The 23,634-nt window shown below is 58.1% G+C and carries 16 protein-coding genes; 6 read left to right on the forward strand and 10 right to left on the reverse strand.

Translation table 11 applies throughout. The features are described 5' to 3' along the window. The first annotated feature begins 23 nt into the window (after positions 1–23). Both GQX66_RS25075 and GQX66_RS25080 read left to right on the forward strand, forming a co-directional pair. The gene (locus GQX66_RS25075; RefSeq protein ID WP_102688310.1) at positions 24–812 is read left to right on the forward strand and encodes a helix-turn-helix transcriptional regulator; all 789 of its coding nucleotides are present in this window, start codon (positions 24–26) and stop codon (positions 810–812) included. 138 nt (positions 813–950) lie between these two features. Then, positions 951–2,663, forward strand: coding sequence for an amidase (locus tag GQX66_RS25080; protein ID WP_240871936.1), 1,713 nt, complete (start codon positions 951–953; stop codon positions 2,661–2,663). A gap of 37 nt (positions 2,664–2,700) precedes the next feature. On the opposite strand, the gene GQX66_RS25085 is transcribed toward GQX66_RS25080, so the two are convergent. After that, positions 2,701–3,651 carry a Dyp-type peroxidase gene (locus GQX66_RS25085; RefSeq protein WP_240871937.1) on the reverse strand — a complete coding sequence of 317 codons (951 nt, stop codon included), beginning with the start codon at positions 3,649–3,651 and terminating at the stop codon, positions 2,701–2,703. Positions 3,652–3,843: 192 nt separating this feature from the next. On the opposite strand from GQX66_RS25085, the gene GQX66_RS25090 reads away from it, so the two are divergent. Continuing rightward, the gene (locus tag GQX66_RS25090; protein ID WP_240871938.1) at positions 3,844–4,821 is read left to right on the forward strand and encodes a TerC family protein; all 978 of its coding nucleotides are present in this window, start codon (positions 3,844–3,846) and stop codon (positions 4,819–4,821) included. Positions 4,822–4,862: 41 nt separating this feature from the next. Here GQX66_RS25090 and GQX66_RS25095 read toward each other — a convergent pair whose 3' ends face one another. After that, positions 4,863–5,963: a polyamine ABC transporter substrate-binding protein gene (locus tag GQX66_RS25095; protein WP_085746218.1), complete on the reverse strand. Its 1,101-nt coding sequence runs from the start codon at positions 5,961–5,963 to the stop codon at positions 4,863–4,865. 252 nt (positions 5,964–6,215) lie between these two features. Next, positions 6,216–7,622 (reverse strand): cytosine permease, encoded by a 1,407-nt coding sequence (locus tag GQX66_RS25100; protein WP_134023946.1) that lies wholly within the window; start codon positions 7,620–7,622, stop codon positions 6,216–6,218. Positions 7,623–7,947: 325 nt separating this feature from the next. On the opposite strand from GQX66_RS25100, the gene GQX66_RS25105 reads away from it, so the two are divergent. Further along, positions 7,948–8,433 (forward strand): flavin reductase family protein, encoded by a 486-nt coding sequence (locus GQX66_RS25105; protein WP_007950450.1) that lies wholly within the window; start codon positions 7,948–7,950, stop codon positions 8,431–8,433. Between the two features lie 67 nt (positions 8,434–8,500). Then, on the forward strand, positions 8,501–9,544 hold the full coding sequence (locus tag GQX66_RS25110; RefSeq protein WP_240871939.1) for an LLM class flavin-dependent oxidoreductase: 1,044 nt from the start codon (positions 8,501–8,503) through the stop codon (positions 9,542–9,544). Positions 9,545–9,646: 102 nt separating this feature from the next. Here GQX66_RS25110 and GQX66_RS25115 read toward each other — a convergent pair whose 3' ends face one another. The 7 genes from GQX66_RS25115 to GQX66_RS25145 all read right to left on the reverse strand — a co-directional run bounded on the left by GQX66_RS25115 (position 9,647) and on the right by GQX66_RS25145 (position 22,387). After that, entirely contained in the window at positions 9,647–9,955 is a 309-nt protein-coding gene (locus tag GQX66_RS25115; RefSeq protein ID WP_052266538.1) for a hypothetical protein, read from the reverse strand. A gap of 254 nt (positions 9,956–10,209) precedes the next feature. Continuing rightward, positions 10,210–10,611 carry a hypothetical protein gene (locus tag GQX66_RS25120; protein WP_129973429.1) on the reverse strand — a complete coding sequence of 134 codons (402 nt, stop codon included), beginning with the start codon at positions 10,609–10,611 and terminating at the stop codon, positions 10,210–10,212. A gap of 195 nt (positions 10,612–10,806) precedes the next feature. Beyond that, positions 10,807–11,391, reverse strand: coding sequence for a hypothetical protein (locus GQX66_RS25125; protein WP_039766929.1), 585 nt, complete (start codon positions 11,389–11,391; stop codon positions 10,807–10,809). Further along, positions 11,391–17,051 (reverse strand): DUF637 domain-containing protein, encoded by a 5,661-nt coding sequence (locus GQX66_RS25130; protein WP_240872053.1) that lies wholly within the window; start codon positions 17,049–17,051, stop codon positions 11,391–11,393. The genes GQX66_RS25125 and GQX66_RS25130 overlap by 1 nt, the downstream gene beginning before the upstream one ends. Then, the gene (locus GQX66_RS25135; RefSeq protein ID WP_240871940.1) at positions 16,975–20,055 is read right to left on the reverse strand and encodes a filamentous hemagglutinin N-terminal domain-containing protein; all 3,081 of its coding nucleotides are present in this window, start codon (positions 20,053–20,055) and stop codon (positions 16,975–16,977) included. Before GQX66_RS25135 ends, GQX66_RS25130 begins: the two co-directional genes overlap by 77 nt. 25 nt (positions 20,056–20,080) lie before the next feature. Continuing rightward, positions 20,081–21,787 carry a ShlB/FhaC/HecB family hemolysin secretion/activation protein gene (locus tag GQX66_RS25140; RefSeq protein WP_240871941.1) on the reverse strand — a complete coding sequence of 569 codons (1,707 nt, stop codon included), beginning with the start codon at positions 21,785–21,787 and terminating at the stop codon, positions 20,081–20,083. A gap of 150 nt (positions 21,788–21,937) precedes the next feature. Next, entirely contained in the window at positions 21,938–22,387 is a 450-nt protein-coding gene (locus GQX66_RS25145) for a helix-turn-helix domain-containing protein (RefSeq protein WP_085746213.1), read from the reverse strand. A gap of 181 nt (positions 22,388–22,568) precedes the next feature. Here GQX66_RS25145 and GQX66_RS25150 point away from each other — a divergent pair, with 181 nt between their 5' ends. Continuing rightward, on the forward strand, positions 22,569–23,387 hold the full coding sequence (locus GQX66_RS25150) for an alpha/beta hydrolase (RefSeq protein ID WP_085746212.1): 819 nt from the start codon (positions 22,569–22,571) through the stop codon (positions 23,385–23,387). Positions 23,388–23,634 lie beyond the last annotated feature (247 nt).

A 23,634-nucleotide genomic window follows, 5' to 3' on the forward strand; every position in this document is an offset into this window, starting at 1 on the left:
GACTAACGCCGAAGAAACCACAGATGCCGCCAAAAGGACACGACAAAAGCGTCAGACGCAGCATTCCCGGGCTGCCCAGCCTGCCGCGCCCGCTCTACGGACGCACCGAATCTCTGCCCAATCGCGCGTTGACCCGCCGCCACAGTCATCCGTGGGTGCAGTTGTCCTACGCGATCCAGGGCGTGCTTGAAGTACAGACCGCCGTCGGTCGTTTCGTTGCGCCGCCGGAGCGTGCGGTGTGGATTCCGGCGGGCATGCCGCATCGGGTATTCAGTTCGCCGCACACGGAAATGCGCAGCCTGTACATCGATTGCAGCGTCGCCAGTTGGGCACCGGAGCGTTGTCACGTGCTCGGCGTCAGTGATCTTTTGCGTGAGCTGATCCGGGCCTTCAGTCAGATACCTGTCGAATATGACCAGAGCGGCCCGCACGGGCGCCTGGCTCAGGTGATCCTCGATCAACTGGCCGAGGCGCCGCCCATCGATCTGATGCTGCCACTGCCGCAGGACAGTCGCTTGCGCCAGATCTATCAGAGCCTGGAGCAACATCCGGAACAGCAGACCACCCTGGCGCACTGGAGCGAAAAATTCGGCGTAACCGAGAAAACGCTGACTCGGCTGTTCCTGCGCGACACCGGTTTGACCTTCCGCACCTGGCGCCAGCGCCTGCGTCTGTTGGGTGCGCTGACACCGCTGGAACGCGGCGAACGCGTCACCGACGTGGCTTTGGCCTGTGGTTATGACTCGACCTCGGCGTTTATCGCGGCGTTTCGCCAACAGTTCGGTGAAACACCGGGAGAGTTTTTCCGATGAAATTAACCGATATTTATCGACTTTATGCATGCCATTGATCAAATTTCAGGGTAGAGTTTCGCCCATCAAGAATCTTTGACATCTTTCGACGATAACAATGATCAACCACCCTTTAGCGAACCTGTCGGCGGTAACAGCATGATCGAAGTCACTGAAGTTTCCATTGCCCAATTGCGCGCGGCGCTCGAATCCGGCCAGACCACGGCAGTTGAACTGGTCCAGGCCTACCTGGCGCGCATCGACGCCTTTGACGGCCCGGACACCGCCACTGCCCTGAACGCAGTGATCGTGCGCAACCCTGAAGCGCTGAAAGAAGCGCAAGCTTCCGATGCCCGTCGCGCCAAGGGCGAAACCCTCGGCCCGCTGGACGGCATCCCTTACACCGCCAAGGACAGCTATCTGGTCAAAGGCCTGACCGCCGCGTCCGGCAGCCCGGCCTTCGCCGATCTCGTTGCCCAGCGCGACGCGTTCACCATTGAGCGCCTGCGTGCGGGCGGTGCGATCTGCCTGGGCAAGACCAACATGCCGCCGATGGCCAATGGCGGGATGCAGCGTGGCGTCTATGGCCGCGCCGAAAGCCCGTACAACGCTGACTACCTGACCGCGCCGTTTGCTTCCGGCTCGTCGAACGGCGCCGGTACCGCGACCGCTGCCAGTTTCTCGGCCTTCGGTCTGGCAGAAGAAACCTGGTCGAGCGGTCGCGGCCCGGCGTCGAACAACGGCCTGTGCGCCTACACGCCGTCGCGCGGGGTGATCTCGGTGCGCGGCAACTGGCCGCTGACGCCGACCATGGACGTGGTGGTGCCCTACGCCCGTACCATGGCCGACCTGCTGGAAGTGCTCGACGTAGTCGTCGCCGAAGACACCGACACCCGTGGCGACCTGTGGCGCCTGCAACCCTGGGTTCCGATCCCGAGCGTCGCTTCGGTGCGTCCTGCTTCCTATCTGGAATTGGCAGTGAAGAGCGATGCACTGGCCGGCAAACGCCTGGGCGTGCCGCGCATGTACATCAACGCCGACCCTGAAGCCGGCACCAGCGAAGAACCGGGCATCGGCGGCCCGACCGGGCAACGCATCAACACCCGCGCTTCGGTGATCGATTTGTGGAAACAGGCGCGTCAGGCCCTCGAAGCCGCCGGCGCCGAAGTGATCGAAGTGGATTTCCCGCTGGTCTCCAACTGCGAAGGCGATCGTCCGGGTGCGCCGACCGTGTTCAATCGCGGCATCGTCTCCAAAGAGTTCATGCACCACGAACTGTGGGACCTGTCGGCCTGGGCCTTCGATGATTTCCTGCGCGCCAACGGCGACCCGAAACTCAACCGTCTGGCAGACGTCGACGGGCCGAAAATCTTCCCGCACGACCCGGGCACCCTGCCCAACCGTGAAGGCGACCTCGCTGCCGGCATGGACGAATACGTGCGCATGGCCGAACGCGGCATCACGCCGTGGGATCAGATCCCGACGTTGCCGGACGGCCTGCGCGGCCTGGAGAAGACCCGCAAGCTCGACCTCGAAGACTGGATGGATCGCCTCGGCCTCGACGCCGTGCTGTTCCCGACCAACGCCGACGTGGGTCCGGCGGACGCCGACGTCAACCCGGCCTCGGCGGATATCGCCTGGAGCAACGGCATCTGGGTCGCCAACGGCAACCTCGCAATCCGCCACCTCGGCGTGCCGACCGTCACCGTGCCGATGGGCGTGATGGCCGACATCGGCATGCCGGTGGGATTGACGTTTGCCGGTCGCGCCTATGACGACTCGACGTTGCTGCGTCTGGCAGCGGCGTTTGAGGCGACCGGTTCCAGGCGTCTGGTGCCACCACGCACGCCAGCGCTGGCGGCAGGCAAGTAAATGCAAAACGGCGGGATCGATTGATCCCGCCGTTTTTTTATCGCTCTGCCAACTCTTCCAGTAAATCCGCCGAAGGCACGAAAAACAGACTGCCGGTGACCGCCGTGCTGAAGTCCAGCAACCGGTCGTAGTTGCCCGGCGGCTTGCCGACAAACATGTTCTCCAGCATCTGTTCCAGCGGCTCCGGCGAACGCGCGTAGCCAATGAAATAAGTGCCGAACTCCCCCGCGCCGGGCCGGCCGAACGGCATGTTGTCGCGCAGGATTTTCACCTCTTCGCCGTCCTTGGTGATGGTGGTCAACGCACTGTGGGAATTGCTCGGTTTGACCGAATCATCCAGCTCGATATCGGACAGTTTGGTGCGCCCGATCACCCGCTCCTGCGCCTCGACCGGCAATTCGTTCCACGCCTTCATGTTGTGCAGGTACTTCTGCACCAAAACGTAACTGCCGCCACTGAACGGCTGATCTTCATCGCCCACGAGGGTGAAATGCTCGGCTTTGCGGCCGACCGGATTTTCCGTGCCGTCGACGAAACCGATGATGCTGCGCATGTCGAAATAGCGGAAACCCTGCACTTCATCCGTTACCGTCACGGCGCCGTCCAGCGCCGACATCAATTGCGTTGCCAGTTCGAAACACAGGTCCATTTGATCGGCGCGAATGTGCAGCAGCAAGTCGCCTGGCGTGGAAACGGCGCGCCGCCCTTCCACGCCGAATTCGCGAAAGTCATGCAGGGACGCAGGGCGCGGACTGCCGAACAGACGGTCCCACGCGCTGGAAGAAAATCCGCAAACACAGGACAGGTTTCCCGAGGGGACGCGCTTGCCGACCGAGCGCGTCAGGCCGGCGATATCGGCGCACCAGCCACGGACTTTTTCGGCGGCCTCGGCCTCGGCGTTGAGGGTCGCCACGATGAATATGGCAGCGCTGGTGATCGGGCTGCAGACGGCTTGAGGATCTGGCGTGTCGATGATCGTAGCTCCCAAAGTGGTGGACTGACTCGACAGCGAGGTTAGCAAAGAAGTGTTGAATGAAGTATTGCCCGCGCTCTGCCCATGTCGTCCGACACTTCGTTATTCACGAACAATACCCACGAAATAAACGATTTTTCTTTGTCGGAAGGCTCCTACTAGCATGGCCCCGTCTACCCCGAAAAACATAAAGACAGGGAGAACGGCATGCACCCCATCAACATCGGCGAACCCTGGATGTGGGCCGCCTTCATCGTTTTTGTCCTCGCCATGCTGGCCGTCGACCTGTTCGTCTTCGGCGGGCGCAAGGCGCATCGGGTCTCGGTACGGGAAGCCTCATGCTGGGTGATTGCCTGGTGCATGCTGGCGATGGCCTTCGCCGGATTGCTCTGGTGGTATCTCAACGGCGAATTCGGTCCCGAAATCGCCAAGGTCAAGACCCTGGAATTCCTCACCGGTTATTTGATCGAGCAGTCGCTGTCGATCGACAACATGTTCGTCTTCGTGATGATCTTCAGCTACTTCGCCGTGCCGCCGGAGTTGCAGCGCCGGGTGCTGCTGTACGGCGTGCTCGGGGCGATTGTGATGCGCGCAGCGATGATCTTTGCCGGCGTATGGCTGGTGTCGCAGTTCACCTGGCTGCTGTATGTGTTCGGCGTGTTCCTGATCATCACCGGGATCAAGATGCTGGTGTTCGCCGAGCAGCAACCGGACCTCGATAACAACCCGCTCCTGCGCTGGGTGCGCGGGCATCTGCGGATCACCAACGGCTTTCACGGCGAGCGCTTTTTCGTGCTGCAGAACGGTGTGCGCTGGGCCACGCCGATGTTTCTGGTATTGGTGCTGATCGAAGCCAGCGACCTGATGTTCGCGGTCGACAGCATCCCGGCGATCTTCGCGGTGACCACCGATCCGTTCATCATTTTCACCTCGAACATTTTCGCGATCATGGGCCTGCGGGCGCTGTACTTTTTGCTGGCGGACATGGCCGACCGCTTTCATCTGCTCAAGTACGGACTGGCGCTGGTGCTGGTGTTCATCGGCGGGAAGATGACGGTGATGCCGTGGTTTCACATGCCGGTGGAGTGGTCGCTGGCGATCGTCGGCGGGCTGATTCTGGCGTCGGTGGTGCTGAGTCTGATCCTGACGAAGGACAAGTCGCCCGAAGAAAGTCAGGCGAAATAACGGCCGAGGGAGCGAACGGATTCGCTCCCTCGGCTTTGAGCTTATTTATCCGACTTGATACTGGTCCACACCCGGGTCCGCACCCGCTCCAGTTTCTGCGGCAACGGCTGCACCACGTAAAGTTTCTTCAGTGCTTCGCTGGTCGGCGTCAGGTTGGGGTTGCCGGTGATTTCCTTGTTGATCAGCGGCAGCGAATCCTTGTTGGCATTCGGGTAGCCGAGGAAATCGCTGATCGACGCGATGACCTTCGGATCCAGTAGCGTATTGAGGAACTCGTGGGCCTCTTCGACGTTCTTCGCGCTCTTCGGAATGGCGAAGGTGTCGAACCAGATCGGCGCGCCCTCCTTCGGCAAGCGCCAGTCGACCACCACGCCGTTGCCCGCCTCTTTGGCCCGATTGCCGAACTGGTAGAAGCTGCCGGAGTAGCCGATGGCCACGCAGATGTCGCCGTTGGCGATGTCGGTCATGTATTTGGCCGAGTTGAAGTAGGTGACGTAAGGGCGAACCTTGAGCATCAGGTCCTTGGCTTTCTCATAGTCGGCCGGGTTCTGGCTGTTCGGGTCCAGGCCCAGGTAGTGCAGGGCCAGCGGCAGGATTTCCGACGGCGAATCGAGCATTGCCACGCCGCAGGATTTCAGCTTTTCCATGTTCTCCGGTTTGAACACCAGGTCCCAACTGTCCACCGGCGCATTCTCGCCGAGCGCCGCCTTGACCTTGGCCGGGTTGAAACCGATCAGCACCGTGCCGACCATGTAGGGCACGCCGTACTGGTTGCCGGGGTCGTTGGCGTCGAGCAGCTTGAGCAGCGCCGGGTCCTGGTGACTCCAGTTCGGCAACTTGGACTTGTCGAGTTTCTGGAACACGCCGGCCTTGATCTGGGTATCGAGGAACTGGTTCGACGGCACCACCAGGTCATAGCCGGAGTTGCCGGTCAGCAGCTTGGCTTCGAGGGATTCGTTGGTGTCGAAGGTGTCCCAGGTCACTTTGATGTTGCTTTTGGAGGCGAAATCCTTGGGCACCGACGGCAGGATGTAATCCGCCCAGTTGTACACCCGCAGTTCGCGCTGTTCGGCCTGTACGGCGCTGGCCAGCAGCGTCAGCCCGAAAACAGTAGCGCCCAGAATGCGTTTCATCGTGACCATGTTGTGTTTCCCCGAATGCAGCGTGAGTCGATGGTTTTTATGTTCTGTACACGGCAGCGGCTAGCAAATCAGCCAAGGGCAAGGAAGGTGCAGCATTTTGTTGTGGCTTCGATTCTTCCTGACAGCGTAGACGCGGCACAGTAGCCCGTTGGCCAAAAGGGGATCGAAACGGCCAATTTGCATGACCGCCGGGATGCGGAAACAACAATGCCCGACGAAGTGCCGGGCATTGTTTGAGCAGCCTGCGAAGGATCAGTCGGTAAAACCCAACCGCGCCGCCCTGCTCTGCTGGGTCTGTCCACGGGTCGCCAGGCAGTAATACAGCGGGCATGTCACGATCAGGCCGACCAGCCACGACAGGTCCGCGCCTTCCACCAGATTGGCGTACGGCCCGACGTACAGCGACGTGTTGGCGAATGGCAGCTGCACGATAATGCCGATGAAGTAGGCAATGATCGCGTGCAGGTTGAAGCGCCCATAAATGCCACCGTCGGCGCGGAAGATCGAGGCGATGTCATAGCTGCCGCGCTTGATCAGGTAGAAGTCGATCAGGTTGATCGACGCCCACGGCACCAGCACCAGCAGCAACGCCAGAATTAATCCGATGAATTCGGAAATGAAATCCGCCGATGCGCCCAGCGCTACAACGCAGCATCCCGCCAGCACCACGCTCGACAGGATCACCCGCACCTTGATGCTCGGCGTCCACTGGCTGGCGAAGGTCTGGATCGAGGTGATGATCGACAGTACCGCGCCATACAGATTCAGCGCGTTATGGCTGATGATGTTGAGCAGGAACAGCACCATCAGAATCGGCCCCAGCCAACCGGTGGACTGCTTGACCGCTGCCATCGCCTCGGTGCCTTCCGGGGTTGCCAGCACCGCCACCGCGCCGAAGGTGAACGACAGAATCGTGCCCAGCGTGGCGCCCAGATAAGTCGCGATAAATGGCTTGCCGATACCGATGTCCGCCGGCAGGTAACGGGAATAGTCGGAGACGTACGGCGAGAAACTGATCTGCCAGATGATCCCCAGGGACACCGTCGCCAGCCATCCCGAAAGATTGAAGCTGCCACGGGTAAAGAAGTCCGCCGGCAACTCATGGGCAAAGATGTAGATGAACCCGGCCAGCAGCGCACTGCCCATCACCCAGGTGCCGATGCGGTTGAGTGTGTGGATGAAGTTGTAGCCGATCACACCGATGGCCGTAGCGCTGAGGGCGCCGATCAGAATGCTCAACGGCGCCGGCACCGACGGCGCGATGCCGACGATGGACTTGCCGGCCAGCACGATGTTGGAAATGAAGAAGCCGATATAGATGATCGCGGCGAAGAACACGATCAATAGCGCGCCGTAACGCCCGAACTGGCCCCGACTCTGAACCATCTGCGGAATGCCCATGCGCGGGCCTTGCGCCGACGCCAGGGCGATCACCACCCCGCCGATCATGTGCCCCAGCGCAATCGCCAGCAGCCCCCAGAACAGGTCGAGATGAAACACCTGAACCACCATGGCGCCGGTGACAATGGGCAGTGGCGCAATGTTGGTGCTGAACCAAAGCGTGAAAAGGTCGCGGGCCTTCCCGTGGCGTTCCGCGAGTGGGACGTAGTCGACCGTGTGATTCTCGATCAACGGATCTTGCCGGGACATCTGGGACATAAAAATGAACTCGATTGGGTCTGTTCTTATCGTTGTATGAAGCCAAACCGGGGGAGCTTCGTGGCCGCCCCTCAGATGCAGACCATATTATGGTATTCCAACATTTTCACAAGACTGATCCGCTGTTTGCGACGGCAACTGATCCGGCATCCTCCCTGATAGCCAGCGCTCACGGCTAGAGCAAAGCCCCGTAAATGCTGAGTTTCCGACGGATGAACCACGTTTATCGTTTCACCAAAAAAGCGCTTGCAATCGATGTATTACGGTATACCATCAGACCCATAAACACATAACAATACGCTTCACCGCACTCGAGGATTGACCAATGATCGATGCTGCCGTCTACAAACAAGTCATGGGCTCGTTCCCGTCCGGCGTTACCGTCATCACCACCCTGGATGACGACGGCCAGATCGTCGGCCTGACCGCCAGCGCTTTCAGTTCGCTGTCGATGGACCCGGCCCTGGTGCTGTTCTGCCCCAACTACAGTTCCGATTCCTACCCTGTCCTGATCAAAAACAAACGCTTTGCCATTCACGTCCTGTCCGGCGGTCAGCAAAGCGAAGCCTACGCGTTCGCCCGCAAAGGCAAGGACAAGGCGCAGGGCATCGAGTGGACGCTGAGCGAACTGGGCAACCCGATCCTGGCCAACGCGACAGCTATCATCGAATGTGAGCTGTGGCGCGAATACGAAGGCGGCGACCACGCGATCATGGTCGGCGCGGTGAAAAACCTCATCGTCCCTCAGCAGGACGCCGGCCCGCTGGTGTATTGCCACGGCAAGATGGGCGCCCTGCCCGCCTTCGCCTGATCCGCACGATTGCACTTAAACAGGCCGGCAAGCGACCGACCGACCACAAGAGATTCGAGGTAGCGTCATGAAATTTTCCCTGTTCGTACATATGGAGCGCTGGGACGAAAGCGTCAGCCACCGTCAACTGTTCGAAGACCTGACCGAACTGACGTTGATCGCCGAGGCCGGCGGTTTCAGTACCGTGTGGATCGGCGAACACCACGCGATGGAATACACCATTTCGCCGAGCCCGATGCCGCTGCTGGCCTACCTCGCGGCCAAGACCACCACCATTCACTTGGGCGCTGGCACCATCATCGCGCCGTTCTGGCACCCGCTGCGGGTTGCCGGTGAATGTGCGTTGCTCGACGTGATCAGCAACGGCCGGATGGAAGTCGGCCTGGCACGCGGCGCCTATCAAGTTGAATTCGATCGCATGGCCGGCGGCATGCCCGCCTCCAGCGGTGGCCAGGCGCTGCGGGAAATGGTCCCGGTGGTGCGCGCGCTGTGGCAAGGCGACTACGCCCACAACGGCGAGATCTGGAAATTCCCCACCTCCACCAGCGTGCCGAAACCGATCCAAAAGCCGAACCCGCCGATGTGGATCGCCGCCCGCGACCCGGACTCACACAACTTCGCCGTCGCCAACGGCTGCAACGTGATGGTCACACCGCTGATGAAGGGCGACGAAGAAGTTCTCGATCTGAAGAACAAGTTCCAGACTGCGCTGGACAACAACCCGGATGTGCCGCGTCCGCAATTGATGGTGCTGCGTCATACCCACGTGCATTCAGTGGATGACCCGGAAGGCTGGAAGGTCGGCGCGAAAGCCATCTCACGTTTCTATCGTACGTTTGATGCGTGGTTCGGCAACAAGGAAGTGCCGGTTAATGGTTTCCTCGCCCCGAGCCCGGAAGAGAAATTTGCCGGGCGTCCGGAGTTTGAGTTGGAGAGCCTGCACAAGACGGCGATGATCGGCACACCGGAAGAGATCATTCCGCGGATCAAGTACTACCAGGAACTGGGCGTGGATGAGTTCAGTTTCTGGTGCGACAACAGCTTGCCGCATGCGGAGAAGAAGAAGTCGCTGGAGTTGTTTATCAAGCATGTGGTGCCGGCGTTCAGATAGGCCTGCTGCCCGGAATACGAAAACGCCCCGAGATGTTCGGGGCGTTTTCGTATGCGGTTCAGCTCAGGGATGGAGGCAACGATGACTCTGCCGGATCAGTCGCTAATACTGGTAATCCAGAAAGAAAAATACGGCGTATAGAAAGAAGGCAAAGGCCGCCAAAGCCGCACGCCACTCGGGATCTGCATCTCTTCCCAATCCACCTGGGGCAATTGAAATACTCGCACCGCAAAAATAGCAGTAGACCCCTTGCGCAAACCACAGCTGAACCGCGAGTACAGTGAAAAAACGTCCCCAGCTGCCATTGAATTGAAAATAACCGTTTACAAGTGCCGCCACCAGCAAGGCAACACCCACACCGTGGCGATACTTGAAAAGCGCTGCAACCATTGAGTTTTGGGGTTTACGCATCAATCGTTCCATTAGCAGGATTGTGTCTGAGCTCAATATCCAACGGCGAAACTATGCTAAGAGCTTGCATTGAGGATTGGAAAATACAATGTTTCACTTGGCTTGGGAGATCCGACAACTGCAAAGGAACGACCGGCTTAGCTACCAGCTTATATCCTCCATCATTACAAACATCATAACTAAAGACCCCTCTACCAACAAAAGGGGACAGATTTATTAAATCGCCCCCCCTTTTCTATCAATCCCCTGCTCTATCAAACACTTAGCACTAATGAACTTACATCACCAGTGCTTAAAAACTCTTGAAAACAAGAAATAACAATCCCTATATCTCTTGTAATCAAACTCGCCTGATAGCAATCACCCAAAACGTCAATCAGTTGTGTTCCAGCTGACGCATTATTAAGGGTACGTACGACGTGCTCCCCATCATCCAGGTATTGATTTAACATTAGAAGGTAGTTTCCAGAATCAGAATAAAGATTAATCTCGTAAGGCCCAGCTTCAGGTGCAGGGGTAATAGACAACGAAGTCACGCCATCGAACTTGCTATACTCAAATATAATGGATTTAACATCTTCCATAGTCGGCTGATTAACAAGAGGTATTTGTAATCTACCGTATTCAGGACTAAGCGTATACCCTCCGATCACCATCTATTTTTTCTCCTTAATAGACTTCATACCTGGCTCCCAGTAGTAGTTTTTCGGCAATCCTGTTTTATCATCTATAGCGCTTACGGTTAAAGATTTCAACTCAGCCTTTTCTGCGGCAGCGGCTATGTCGCCTCGAACAAAAGGGGACAGATTTATTAAAATAAATAAATCCGCCCCCCCTTCTTCTTTCTTCTTTTAAAACAACAAGTCAATCGAATCGCTCGCGACAATCTGATCCGAGGTAAAATCCAGCTTATCCGAGACTAAAACTAATGACCTCAAATCCTCGGGAAAATCTTCGATTCCCCCATGTACAGTTGGTACTAAAAACCGAAAATAATCCCCAACAACTGTCTCTCCTTCGTATCCGACCGGATAGTCCTCACCAGGAGCAGAGCTTTCAACTGCATGGTAAATGTAAAACCCCTTAATTGACGGAATTGAATACTCTGAAAGCTTTTTATCAAATCCCGACCTCTCTGAAACTATTAATTCCACATCTATGCGCGAACGGGCATTACGATATCTGCGAAATGAGTACATATCCAACAAAGTACGGCCTACTTTATTTTTCGGATAATCAAAAAAGTCTGACGACTCCTCCCACATAAACTCGTTTATGCTATCCAGCTTTGCCTCCAAGTCTGGAACTTCCAACAATGCAGAAGGCAGGCGACCAAAACAGTTATTGACCATAACTGCTATCAACCCATTTCTATCCATGGCGAACCAAGTTATTATTTCTCCAAAACTAGGCTGCCAGTCTTTATTCAGCGACATCACTTTCCCTCCGGCCAGGTAACACTGCAGTTCGCACAGGTGTCAATTATAGCATTTTTCGTAATCCCGCCCTCATCTCTAACAATACGGGGGCGCAGAGCACTGGTAAATTTCACTTCAGCAGGATTGACACCCATCCTAACTAATTTGTCAACCGCCGAGACTTCAGCACAGGCACCAGCAGCATTGCGGCAGAGGTTTGTGATCTCACCGACCTTCACACCAAGTTGTGTTTCTATATAGTTAACGGTTCGCACATCCAACATATCAGCTCTAATATTGCCATTACTGCTCCCTACCGCAATCTTCCCTGATACAGGATCATAGGCACTAATCATAGTTGCCACTTTAGATGCTTGGGTATTGCTAGGAATCGCATTGATAGCATCCAGTAATTCTTGGGTCGCCCGCTCATAAAACTTATCATTTGCAGGAGCGTGTAACACTGTTCGATCAAATAAGCCTACTGCCTCGGTAGGTCGTGTGTATTGACCCGTTTCGGAGATTAACCCCGTTGTTGCGTTGTTAGGCAGTTTGGTACCAGGAAGTCCCGCACTGGCAACCCCCAAAGCCCCAATGACAATATTTCCAGCTGCGTTCCAAAGATCGCCGTTGAACGCCTGGTTTGTTCCTACACCTATTTGGAGTAAACCATTGGCCGCTGCCGCCATACGTATGCTGGAGCCCAATGGACCGGTCAGTCCATAAATTGCCGGATTTCCAAGATTCGACAAACCCTGCAGTTCGTTATTGATGCGTAAATAACCTTGAGCGTCCCTGAAGATCAGTTCGTTTTCAGTTTTTGTCCGAGTCCAGACCAATTGATCGAACCATCCACCTGCAATGGCACGCTGAGCATCGGCAAAAGCATTTTTGGCTTCGGTGGTTCCGGCGTAACGGTACAGCTCCGGGTTCTCGGGGCCATTGCTGATTAGCTTGCTGACCCGGGCATTGACCTCTGCCACCGTCGAGTTTTCCAACTCTTGGGCGGCGTACACTTGGAGGTAAGCTGCTAACTCCGTGCGCTCCTGTGGTGTCAGAGAATTTCTGTCCAGGCGGAACTTGGCGAGCAGATCATCACTTCGGTGATCCGCACCCTCCAGTCGCACCAGCCGCTTAGCAGGATCTATTGCTCCTGTTTCCTTGAACTCCTCACGTGCGTTATCACGTTCCGCCTTGTCGTGCTTCCCAAGGAAGTTGTATTGCGTTGCGTTTGCCGCCACCGTCGCTGCGACGCCCAGATCGCCATCGGAAGCTGCCGCTCCCAACACACCCACGACCTGCGAGAGTGCGAGCAGGTTCGCCTGAGCCTGAGCGTATTCGGCGCTTCCTTTTACGAGATTTTTAGGAAGGAGCCTCTCTCCAAGAAGACCGATCAACACTTCGTTGGCGCCCCCCGCGATGGCACCCGTACGGAAGTCACCGCCCGTGGCCTCAGCCAGCAACCCGCCCAATCCGGCGTGCAGGAGGATTTTCCCAACGCTCCCGTCTTTCAGGGAAAGATCACCGATTTTCCCGGCCCCATAGGCGCCACCGATGGCCGCAGCGGTGCCAACTGCAGAACTCGCAAAATTGTCTTTCAGGCTGCCGCCGTAAACAGCGGTTTTGATCAAGGCATCCGAACTCACCTTGATCGCCACGATCTTCAAGCTCTCGGGATTCAGTCCAATTGCGCCTGGGTCGTAGTTGAGGCTTTGGGTAATGCCTGCGGTTGCTGCCGCCACGACATAGCTTTTAAGCGCTTCCTTGGAGGTAACGTCCTTTGCAATCTTGCCCAGATTGCCTCGGTTGTCGATGGTGCTGACGGCGGCCTTTGTCGCTGCGGTAACCGCAACGGATTGCAGAATCATGCTCGACATCGGACCGATAACTGCTGCCATCACGATTGCAATGATCAGTTGCGAAGCTGGCCCAAGGCCCGAGTTTTGATATTTGAACGACTCGTGGATTTCCTTGACTTGCCTCCAGTCGATGTCTCCTCGCGCTTCTGCCTGCTTGAGCCAGGCAAGTTGAGGATCGGCCTCGACCATTGCGTCAATGGCTTGGTGCACGCTTTGCTGATCGACATGTTTGATATCGATCTTCAGCCCGTCTACAGCTTTGATCGTAAGCTTTCCAGATGCGATCAGATGACTCTGACGCAGCGTTTCATCGTTATTGCCCCGGCCTTTTGACGAAGTCCAAAAAGCATCTCCATCGCTTTTGGTATGGCTCTCGTCGTGAGAATCCTTCACCCCTTCAAAAACAATCGCCCCACCACTGTCCAGCGTGATGTCCTTGCCACTTTCAAGCTTCGCCACCTGATAGCGCTGATCCCCCTCGCTGACCAGCGTGAGATTGCCCCCGGTCTTGATCTCGCTCCCCACATGAGTGACCTGGGTAACTTCATCGCGCTGCAGTTTCTTGGCGCCGAAACCACCCTTCTCCTTCATGTCATAGAGGGTGTAGTCCTTGTTCTGTGCTGCCAGCAGACTCAGGTCATTACCCGCATATACATAGGCTTCATTGCCCGCGCTGATCTTGCTCGCCACCAGGGTGGTATCGCGACCGGAAGAGGTTTTTACGTCGCCGCCTGCAATGAACTCGGCGGCTTTCTGGACGGTGTGGTTGTCTTCTTCGTGGACGCGTTTCTTGCCACTTTTGCTGTTGGTCTCGACATTGTGTTCGTCGCTCGCCGAAGCCATGTTCAAGTCTTGTTTCGCGTCGGCAAGCAGATCGCCTTTGGCTTGTGCCGTACTGGCGAGGACGTTGATGTCGCGACCGGCGTCAAGCTTCAGGTTGCCGCCACTTTTCACGCTGGACGCGAGGTTTTCCACGGTTGTGGTGACGGTCGAGCGATGTCCGCCGTTCTCGATTGTGTGGATCTCGTTGACGTTCTGAACCGCCAGTAAGTTGATGTCGCGGGTCGCGCTCAGGTCTGCATCGGCGCCGCTGTTGATCGTGCCGGAGTTGGTCAAGTCACGGCCGGACTTGATGCTCAACGTATCGCGGGCGCTGATGTTGCCGCCGTCATCAAGGGAAGTGCGCAACCCCTGCCCCGGGCTGTAAGTCACGGCGGTCCGGTCGTTGACGATGTCACCCTTGAGGGTACTCAGGCTGACCTGATTACCGCGAATATCACCGGCCAGCGCATTGCGGATGCTGTCGGTGGCCATCAGGCTCAGGCGTTCGTTGGCCTCGACCAGACCACCGTTATAAAGGCTGCCTTTGACGTCTGCCGTGAGGTTGTTGGTGGCCCGCAGAGTGCCGACGTTGACCAGGTCGTTGCCGGCGATCATTTCCAGATCACGCCCCTGAATCAGGCTGCCGCCGCGCACGTTGCGCGACTCGGCCTGAGCCAGGTACAGCACTGGCACCAGTACTTTTTGACCATCGACGACGCGCTCTTCCATCCAGACGATGTCATGCGTCAGCGCCGCCACCTGCTCCGACGTCAGGGTGACACCCACCGTCAGATTCAGCTCGTTTTTGCTGGCGAGCGCGTTGTCCATCAGGTAACGGAATTGCTCGTAATCGTTGTTCAAGCCACCGGCCAGAAAGCGCTGGCCGGTCTGAGCCAACACTGCATCGCTGATCAAACGCGATTCGTAGCGACCGTCGCCGAGGCGGCGAGCGGCCTCATCGGCGTTGAAATTAAGTTTGCCCAGCAGGTAGTCCGAGCTCATGAATGGCGCGGTCTGAGTCAGCTCCGGATTGGTTTCGATCAGGTAGCGGCTCTGCGGATTCGGGCTCTGCACGAACATGCCGTAAGGGCCTTTCGGAAGCCTGAATGTCGAAGACGCGGTTGGATCTACTGCAGCAAACGGTACTCCACGGAAATCAACCGGGACGAAGCTGATCTGCTTCACGCCGTCCGCATCCACCTTTTCGATGCGAGTGACGTCCTTGGCGACCTGAACGCTGGCGGCGCTGCTGCGCTTGCCCAGATTGATGTCGACGACACCCACACCGGTGGCTTTTTCGCTGTCCAGATTTCCGGTGAGCTGATCGTAAGTATTGTTGTAGAGCTTGCCGTTCTGGATGGAGTCAGTGACGTTGAGGCTTACCGTTCCTCCCGCCTGCAGGGTGGCCGGATACAAGGTGTTGCCATTGGGAGACCAGTTTATTGGTACGTTGCGAGGGTGGGAGAAGCGACTGTCATTGGTTACGGCGACCAACTCGTTGAAGCGTGCCTCATCGAAATTCCCCTGCTGCGTCTGCGCGTTGAACGCCGGGACTTCGATGAACTCCATCCGGTCCCACAGGCTATTGTCGATCCTGCCAGGCGTGCCAATCGACTCTGTCGAAGTGCCGGAGCGCGATTCCGCGCCGAGGTTTAACAAGCGGTCGGCGGTTACCGTTAGGTTGCCGTTGGCAGCCATCATGCTGTAGCGGTTTTCGACATTGCCGGCATGAATCGTCAGGTTTTTGCCCGCGACGAAGCGCGATGCGGTCGAGTCTTTGAGAACCACATCGTTATAGGTCCGATCAATGATGATCGTGCCTTTTTTCCAGCCATCGTGGCCACCGCAATGCTGCCCGCAAATCCATCTGATGGAGCCGGAGCTGCCGCCCTGCGACATTTCGAAAACCGACTTGGCGTTTTCCACCGACATCGCATTGATGTCGATATCCCCCTCGCCCTCGACCGTCCCCGACAAGTTGCTGAACAACGCAGCACGACCACCACCCACGGCGTCGACCGTGAGATTGCCCCGGCTGTAGATATCGCCGTAATAGTTGTTCAGGCTGTTGCCATGCAACTTCATCGTGCCGCCGCTGAACAGCAGCGTATCGGCTCCGTTGGAGATGCCGTTGGCGGCGTTGAATTCCAGATTGCCCTGGGCGCCCAGGGTGCCTTTGTTGTCGATCCGGGCAGCCGTCACCGTAAGGTTCTGGTTGGCGATCAGCCGACCGAGGTTGTCCAGCGTGCCGCGCAAGGTCATCACGGTTTCGCCACCGCTGACCAGCCGCCCGTCCTGTTGAATCACGTCGCTGGCGTTGATGGTGAGTTTCTGCTGAGCCGACACTCGACCGCTGTTGATCAGGTTACCGCCAAGGGTCAGCGTCAGATCGCCATCGCTGAGCAGTTGCCCGGCGTTATTCAGATTGGCGACATTCAGGTTCAGCGCCGAAGCACTGGCGATGCGATCCCCGACATTAAGGTTCAAATCCTGCGAACTGGTGTAAGTCAGCCCACCATTGAGTTGCCAGGTGCCCACACCATTAACCGCCGCGACATCCCAGACGCCTTTGCCCAGACCGGTGAGGCTGCCCTGCGTGCCGGTCAGGTTATTCAGATCCAGGTCAAACAACCCTTGCGCGGCGTGACGCACGCTGCCGCTGAGGTTGTTGAGCTGGGTGCCGGCGAGTTCCAGATCCTGACTGCCAATCTCGATGACGCCGTTCTGGTTATTCAGGTTGCCGTTCAGTTTGATCTTGCTGGAGGTGCCGCCCAAGGCACGAATCTGCCCGCCAGCGCTGTTGTCCAGCTGGACGCCGCTCAGTTGCAGATCCGCCGCCGACTCGATCAGTCCGCCCTGATTGAGAATCTGGCCGACCGCTTCGAGACCCAGCCGATTGCCGCTGATCTCACCACCCGCGTTATCCAGACGGGTGCCATCGAAAGTGACCTGACCTTTGCCGAAGAGCTTGCCGCCATGGTTGATCAGGCGTGTCACGGTCAACTGCAAATCGCCCAGCAGGCTGGAGATCAAGCCGGCCTTGCCGTTGACTGCGCTGTTGTCGAGGGTCGGCATTGGTGATGTCGAGCGTGTCAGCCTGTAGCGTGCCACCCTGGTTTTGCAGGTTGCCGGTGCCCAGCGCGAGTTCTGCGTGGCTGCCATTGGCGAGGATCGCACCCTGCTGATTCAGCACGGTGCTGCCGACGATTTTCAGACCATCGCTACCTGCAACAATCTGGCCCGCATCACGGTTGTCGATGGACGTACTGGTGATGTCCAGGCGCTGCCCGCGCAATGTGCCGCCGCGATTGTCGAGTTCGACCAGTTGTTCGAGCAGCAGGTGTTGCTCGGCGGCGTCGACCACGCCCGTGACGTTTTTGAAGACCCCGGCGATTTTCAGCGCAATGTCGCCGCCCGTGCCGACGATGCCGCCCTTGTCGCTGTTGTTCAGCTGCGTGGCGTTGACTTCGATGGTTTTGCCCAGCAACACACCGGCACTGTTGTCGACCGTATCGCTTTCGATGTACAGGTCGGCATCGCTCTGGATCCGGCCCTTTTGATTGAGCAGTTGCGACTGACCGGCGACGGTTTGCTTGAGAATCAGGCGAGCGCCATCAACACCCGCCGCCAGCAGACCACCCTCGCCATTATCGAGGCTGGCCGCTTGCAGGTTGAGGCGATCGCCGATCACCCGCCCGCCACGGTTATCGATGTGACCGTTGCGAGCGACCAACAGCAGCTGTTGCGCGGCCACCACACCTTTACGGTTGTCGATACTGCCGGCGTGAACATCCACGTCCCCCTGGCTGGCTTGCAGTCGACCCAAGGCATTGTTCAGGTGCTTGTTGACGACCAGCGTGAGCTTGCCGGTCTCGGCACTGATCGCGCCTTTGTCATTGCTGGTGAGATTGTCCAGCGTCGCATCGACAACACCGCCGAGCAGTTGGCCGTTGGTGTTGTCCAGATCGCGTGCGGTCAGGTTCAGTGTCGTGTTGCCCTGAATCAGGCCCTGTGTGTTGTCCAGGTCTTCGCTGGCCAGCACGCTGTCATCCGATGAAATCGTGCCTTGGGAGTTGTCGAGTTTGCCGCGACTGGTGACCTCAAGGGTTTTGCCGGTCAGGCTGGCATTACGGTTGTCTATGCTCTGGGCAGCGACGCTCAATCGATCCGAGGCTTGAACCTTGCCAGCGTGGTTATCGAAGTCCTGATCCAGTGCCAGATCAAGATTGCCGTTTTCGGCACTGATGACACCCTTGCTGCTGTTATCCAGTCGGGTGCCGGTGATCCGAATCGAATCGGCGGCCAATGTGCCGCCCTGATTGAGCAACTCGGCGCCCGACACAACGAGGTCGGTCTTTGCCTGGATCTTGCCTTTGCCATTGTTCAGACGTTCGTGGGCGACGACCTTGGTTTCGCCCTGGCTGGCAGCAATCAGGCCGCCAGCGTTGTCGAGTAGCCGGGTATCGATATCCAGACGTCCGGCGATGATTTTGCCGTCATCGTTTTGCAGCGCCCGCGCATTGAGTTTCAGACTGCCGCCGGCGATTTCGATACGACCTTTGCGGTTGTCCAGACTGTCGACGGAGAGCGTTGCCGCCTGGCCGTCGGCGAAGCGGATCAGACCACTGAGGTTGACGATAGCCGGGACGTTAAATGCGATTCTGGTCTCGCCGTAAATCCGGGCGTCAGCGCCTTGATTGACCAGGCGAGTGGCGCTTAGCGCGACGTCTTTGGCCTGGACTATACCGTTCTGGTTATCGAGCACACCTGCGGCACTCGCGCTCAGCGAGCGACTGGCCAATACGCTGCCACGGTTGCTCACCGAGCCGCTGTTGATGGACACATCGCCATTGCTGTTACGGCTGTTATCCGCATTCACTCCGGCTTCAATCACGCCGGCGTTGGTCAATGTGCCGACGTTGGTCAGGCGAACGCTGTCCCTGGCGGCAAGGCTTTGCTGGTTGACCAGATCCTTAGCGGTTTGCACGGTCAATTGCGTGCCCGCGTAAACGGCCTGCTGCGCCTCAAGACTGTTGGCCTTGATGTCGACCGCATTGCTGGCCGTGGCCTTCGCCAACGTCAGTTGGCCATTGGCGTCGATCTGGATATCCCCGGCGCTGGCCGCCAGTTCGCCTGCCAGTTTCACGCCGACACCGGCCTCGGTGCCCACCAGTTTGATCGCCCCGGCGTACATCCCGCCCAGCGCCGAAGAGTCGATCGCCAGTTGCGGTCTGGCGCTGCCGTCATCGGCACGCGCGGTGGCGTTGAGCGTTTCGGCGTTTACATCGTTGCGACCGGTGGTGATGTTCAGGCGTTTGGCGTGGATCTGCGCGTTGATCTGCGCACTGCGGGTGAGGATTTCAAAGCTGTCGACAGCGCTGGCATCCAGACCTTTGCCATCGATGGAGACGCTGCCCTGATCGACTTGAAAACGGTCCAGTCGACCCGCGCCATCGAGCACAGGTTTGCCGGTGGTCAATGTCACACGCGGCGTATTGATGAAGCCGCAGCCGTTGCAACTGATGCCATACGGGTTGGCCACGATCACCCGCGCCGACTGCCCCGCCACTTCGGTGTAACCGCGCAGTTGACTCGGACTGCCACCGTTGACTTCGTTAAGGATGGTTTGCGCCGCCGCACCGCGCAGGTTCGGGTTGCCGAGAATGATTCCGCCGATCTGCGTCAGCTGCGTGCGGCTCGTAGCGTTGTTGAGGATGACGCCTTGAGCATCCACGTTGTAATCGTGGAACTGGTTATGCGAAAGACCCGCACCGTTGGGCATGGCGATGTTGATGATCGGCACGCCATTGCCTGCCCGGTCGAGCGTGGTGCCGGGCGCACTGACCACGATTCCGTCTGCCTGCGCCCACATCGGCTGCCAGAACATGACGTTGGCCAGCAGGAACGCCAGTCCGCGTTTGGGCATGCCCCAGAAGTGTTCACGGTTTTTTACGGCAGCAGAAGGCTGACTGGCCAGAAAGGCCAGTTGGCGGAAGTCCATATCAGAATCTCGGAAAGGGCAAAAACTAGAGGAAGAAATCCACGCGGAAATAGATCGGCGCTTCGCGCTCGGTCAGCACGTCAGGGCGTTCCAGGGAGTGGGCAAAGGTCACGCTGGCCGCAACGTGTTCGCCCCGGGCAAACAGTTCCAGCGAGTTGCTCGACATGCGCCCATGCTGGTCACCGTTGTAGCGGTCACCACGGATCACGCCCTGATCGTAACCGAGGCTGGTGCCGTATTCCGCGAACACCGGGCGCAGCCATTCGGCGTTGATCGGGCGCGACCAGCGCAGGTCATTGCGCCAGTAGCCACCGCTGTCACCAGACAGCGATTGATCCTTGTAGCCACGGATCGAAGACGACCCGCCGAGGCTGGTACGTTGCGGGCTGAACAACACGTCTTCACTGCGCTGGCCGGTCATCAGGCTGCTGAAGGTGAAGGACTCGCCCCACACTTTGAATGGCTGCAGATAGCTCAGGGTTGCGGTGTATTTGCGGTAACGCGCATCCGGCTCGCCGGGGCCCGGGTCGTGACTGCCCTGAGCGTCGAATGCACCGATGCCTTCCTGCATGCCGGCGTCGAAGTTGACGAAGGCGCTGCCGATACGCCGCCCGTGGTTGAAGCCGAACTGCGCTTCGCTGATGCGGTTGCTGCTCAGCTTGAGCTTGCTGTCTTCAATGAAGTTGTTGGTGCGCAGATACGACAGGCCGGCGTTGAGGGAGGTCTTGCTGACCGAGTCGCGGTGGATCACCCGCTCTGCGCGCAGCTGATGGTTTTCGCTGTCGCCGGTCTGCTTGAAGTTGTAGCCGTTGGCCGCGATTTGCGAGCGGTACTCACTCTGGCTGTAGGTGTAGCTGAAGTTCCACCAGCCCCACGGCAGGTTGTAGTTGAGCATGGCGTTGTTGGAGGTGTGCTGGTGATCGGTCATCGCATCGTGACCGCCGCGCAGACTCAACTGATCAGCCAGACCCAGCGGGCTGTCCCAGTCGAATGTCGTGCCCCATTGCTGCTCACCCGTGCTGCGCTGGCCATCGTTGCTGCGCGACAGTCCGGCGCGCCATGGTTTCTGCGGGGTGTTGGTGACCAGCACCTCACTGCCGCCGACGTTCTTGCCTGGCGACAGCTCCATCTTGGCCTGGTTGGAAGGGAGGCGATTGAGCTGATCGACCATTTGCTCGATCTCGCGCAGGTTCACCAGCTCACCGGCCTTGCCGGGAAACGCCATCGACAACTCACGCTCAGAGAGCTTGCTGTTGTCGGCGCCTTTCAAGCCCTCGAGTTTGCCTTCGACCACCAGCACTTTCAGGTGCCCGCCGGACAGATCCTGCTGTGGCAGATAAGCACGGCTGGTCACCCAACCCTTCTCGATGTAGTGATCGGTGATGACCTTCAGCACTTCATTCAGCTGAGGCACACCGAGACACTGGCCGATGTAGGGCTTGAGCAAACGGCTCTTGTCGTTCTCCGACAGGCTGTCGGCGCCTTTGAGCTCGATGTCGTTGATCTGAAAGCAACGTGTGTCGGCGGGGGCTTCCGGCTGCGCCAGCTTGGCCTCTTTACCGGGCAGATCCTTGAGCTCTTCGAGCCGCCTCTGCTGCTCTTCGAGCAGACGATTCTGGCGTTCGCGGATCAGGTCGGTTTCACCGGGGGTGGGTGCTGCAAGTGCGGTTTGGAGTGGAGAAAGGCATAGCAAAGCCAGGCACAACCTCGCCACGAGGGCGGGTGAGGACATGTTCGATCCCTCGAGACGGAAACTGATATCAGAATAGTGGCGCGATAGTAATGAGCCACTATTCTGACGTCAATTTTTGTCATTACTAAATATGTATTGCCGACCAGCGGCATCAGTAAAAGTCTTCCGGAATCGGTGAATCACATCATCTCAATGCTCAACCGCCAGTTTCGTCGCCACATCTTCCGGCGCCAGCACCCGACCATCGGCCGACAGCAACTGAAGCTTCCTGATCGGCTGACGCTTCTGCGCATCCACCATCACCGACCCCGGCTCGCCAGGCTCGAACATGAACTCCCCACCCCACTGCGACAACGCAACGATCACAGTTTGCAACGCACGACCCTTTTCGGTCAGCACGTATTCCTTGTAAGCGCTGCCATCGGACGCTGGCACCAAGCGCAGGATGTCGCGCTCGACCAGCCCTTTGAGCCGGGTGCTCAACATGTTCTTGGCGATTTCCAGGCTCTTCTCGAAATCGCTGAAACGACTGATGCCTTCCAGCGCATCGCGGATGATCAGCAACGACCACCAGTCACCGATCAGATCGAGTGTCCGGGCGATCGGGCAGGCATTGCCCGCAAGGCTTTTGCGCTTCATTTCGGGTGTCTCCGGCAAAACGGCAGGTTCGATGCGGTTGCATCTTACAACTCATGCCGTCAAATCGTTAACGCGTGCGGCTCGAAACTTAGCACCTGCGTACAAGTGGCCAATGCCCTTTGTCGCGATAGTGAACGCTGCCATCACGGCATCCTCGCAGGCCCACACCCAAGGAGTTTTCATGAGCACGTTCACGACCCAAGACGGCACCGAGATCTATTTCAAGGACTGGGGCAGCGGCAAGCCCGTGCTGTTCAGTCACGGCTGGCCGCTGGATGCTGACATGTGGGAATACCAGATGGAATACCTGAGCAGCCGCGGCTATCGCACCATCGCCTTTGACCGTCGTGGCTTCGGCCGTTCCGAGCAGCCGTGGACCGGCTACGACTACGACACCTTCGCCGATGACATCGCGCAACTGATCGAGCACCTGGATCTGCGTGACGTGACCCTGGTCGGCTTCTCCATGGGCGGCGGCGATGTCAGCCGCTACATCGCACGCCACGGCAGCGAGCGCGTTGCCGGACTGGTGTTGCTGGGCGCGGTGACACCGCTGTTCGGCAAGAAACCGGACTTTGCCGAAGGCGTCGACAAGTCGGTGTTCGACGGAATCAAGGCTGGCCTGCTGAAGGATCGTGCGCAGTTCATCGCGGACTTCAATGCCCCGTTCTACGGCACCAATCAGGGTCAGACAGTCTCCGATGGCGTGCTGACCCAAACCCTGAACATCGCTCTGCTGGCCTCGCTCAAAGGCACCGTGGATTGCGTCACTGCATTCTCGGAAACCGACTTCCGCCCGGACATGGCGAAAATCGATGTGCCGACGTTGGTGATTCACGGCGATGGCGATCAGATTGTTCCGTTCGAAACCACCGGCAAACAAGCGGCCGCGCAAATCAAGGGCGCTGAACTGAAAGTCTACGCAGGTGCGCCGCACGGCTTTGCGGTGACTCATGCGCAGCAATTGAATGAAGACCTGCTGGCGTTTCTCGATCGCTGAGTCCTTGTGATCTGAACACGCCTTGAAAAGGGCCGTCGACTATCCTGTCGGCGGTCCTTTTTTTTGTTGTCCCGGATTCCGGTGCCAAGGTGAAGCCCCGTATTTACGGAGCTTTCAGGCCTCTGCATCACGTTTTTATCTTCACATGCCAGCTTAATAATATTTTACCGATAACCACCCCCTCCCTAGTCTGATCCCAAGCACAGAGAACAGGTCGACAGCGACCTGAATCCAACGGCCTCGTGAG

The organism is Pseudomonas sp. B707 (assembly GCF_022496685.1).
GTDB classification, from domain to species: Bacteria; Pseudomonadota; Gammaproteobacteria; order Pseudomonadales; family Pseudomonadaceae; genus Aquipseudomonas; species Aquipseudomonas paraglycinae.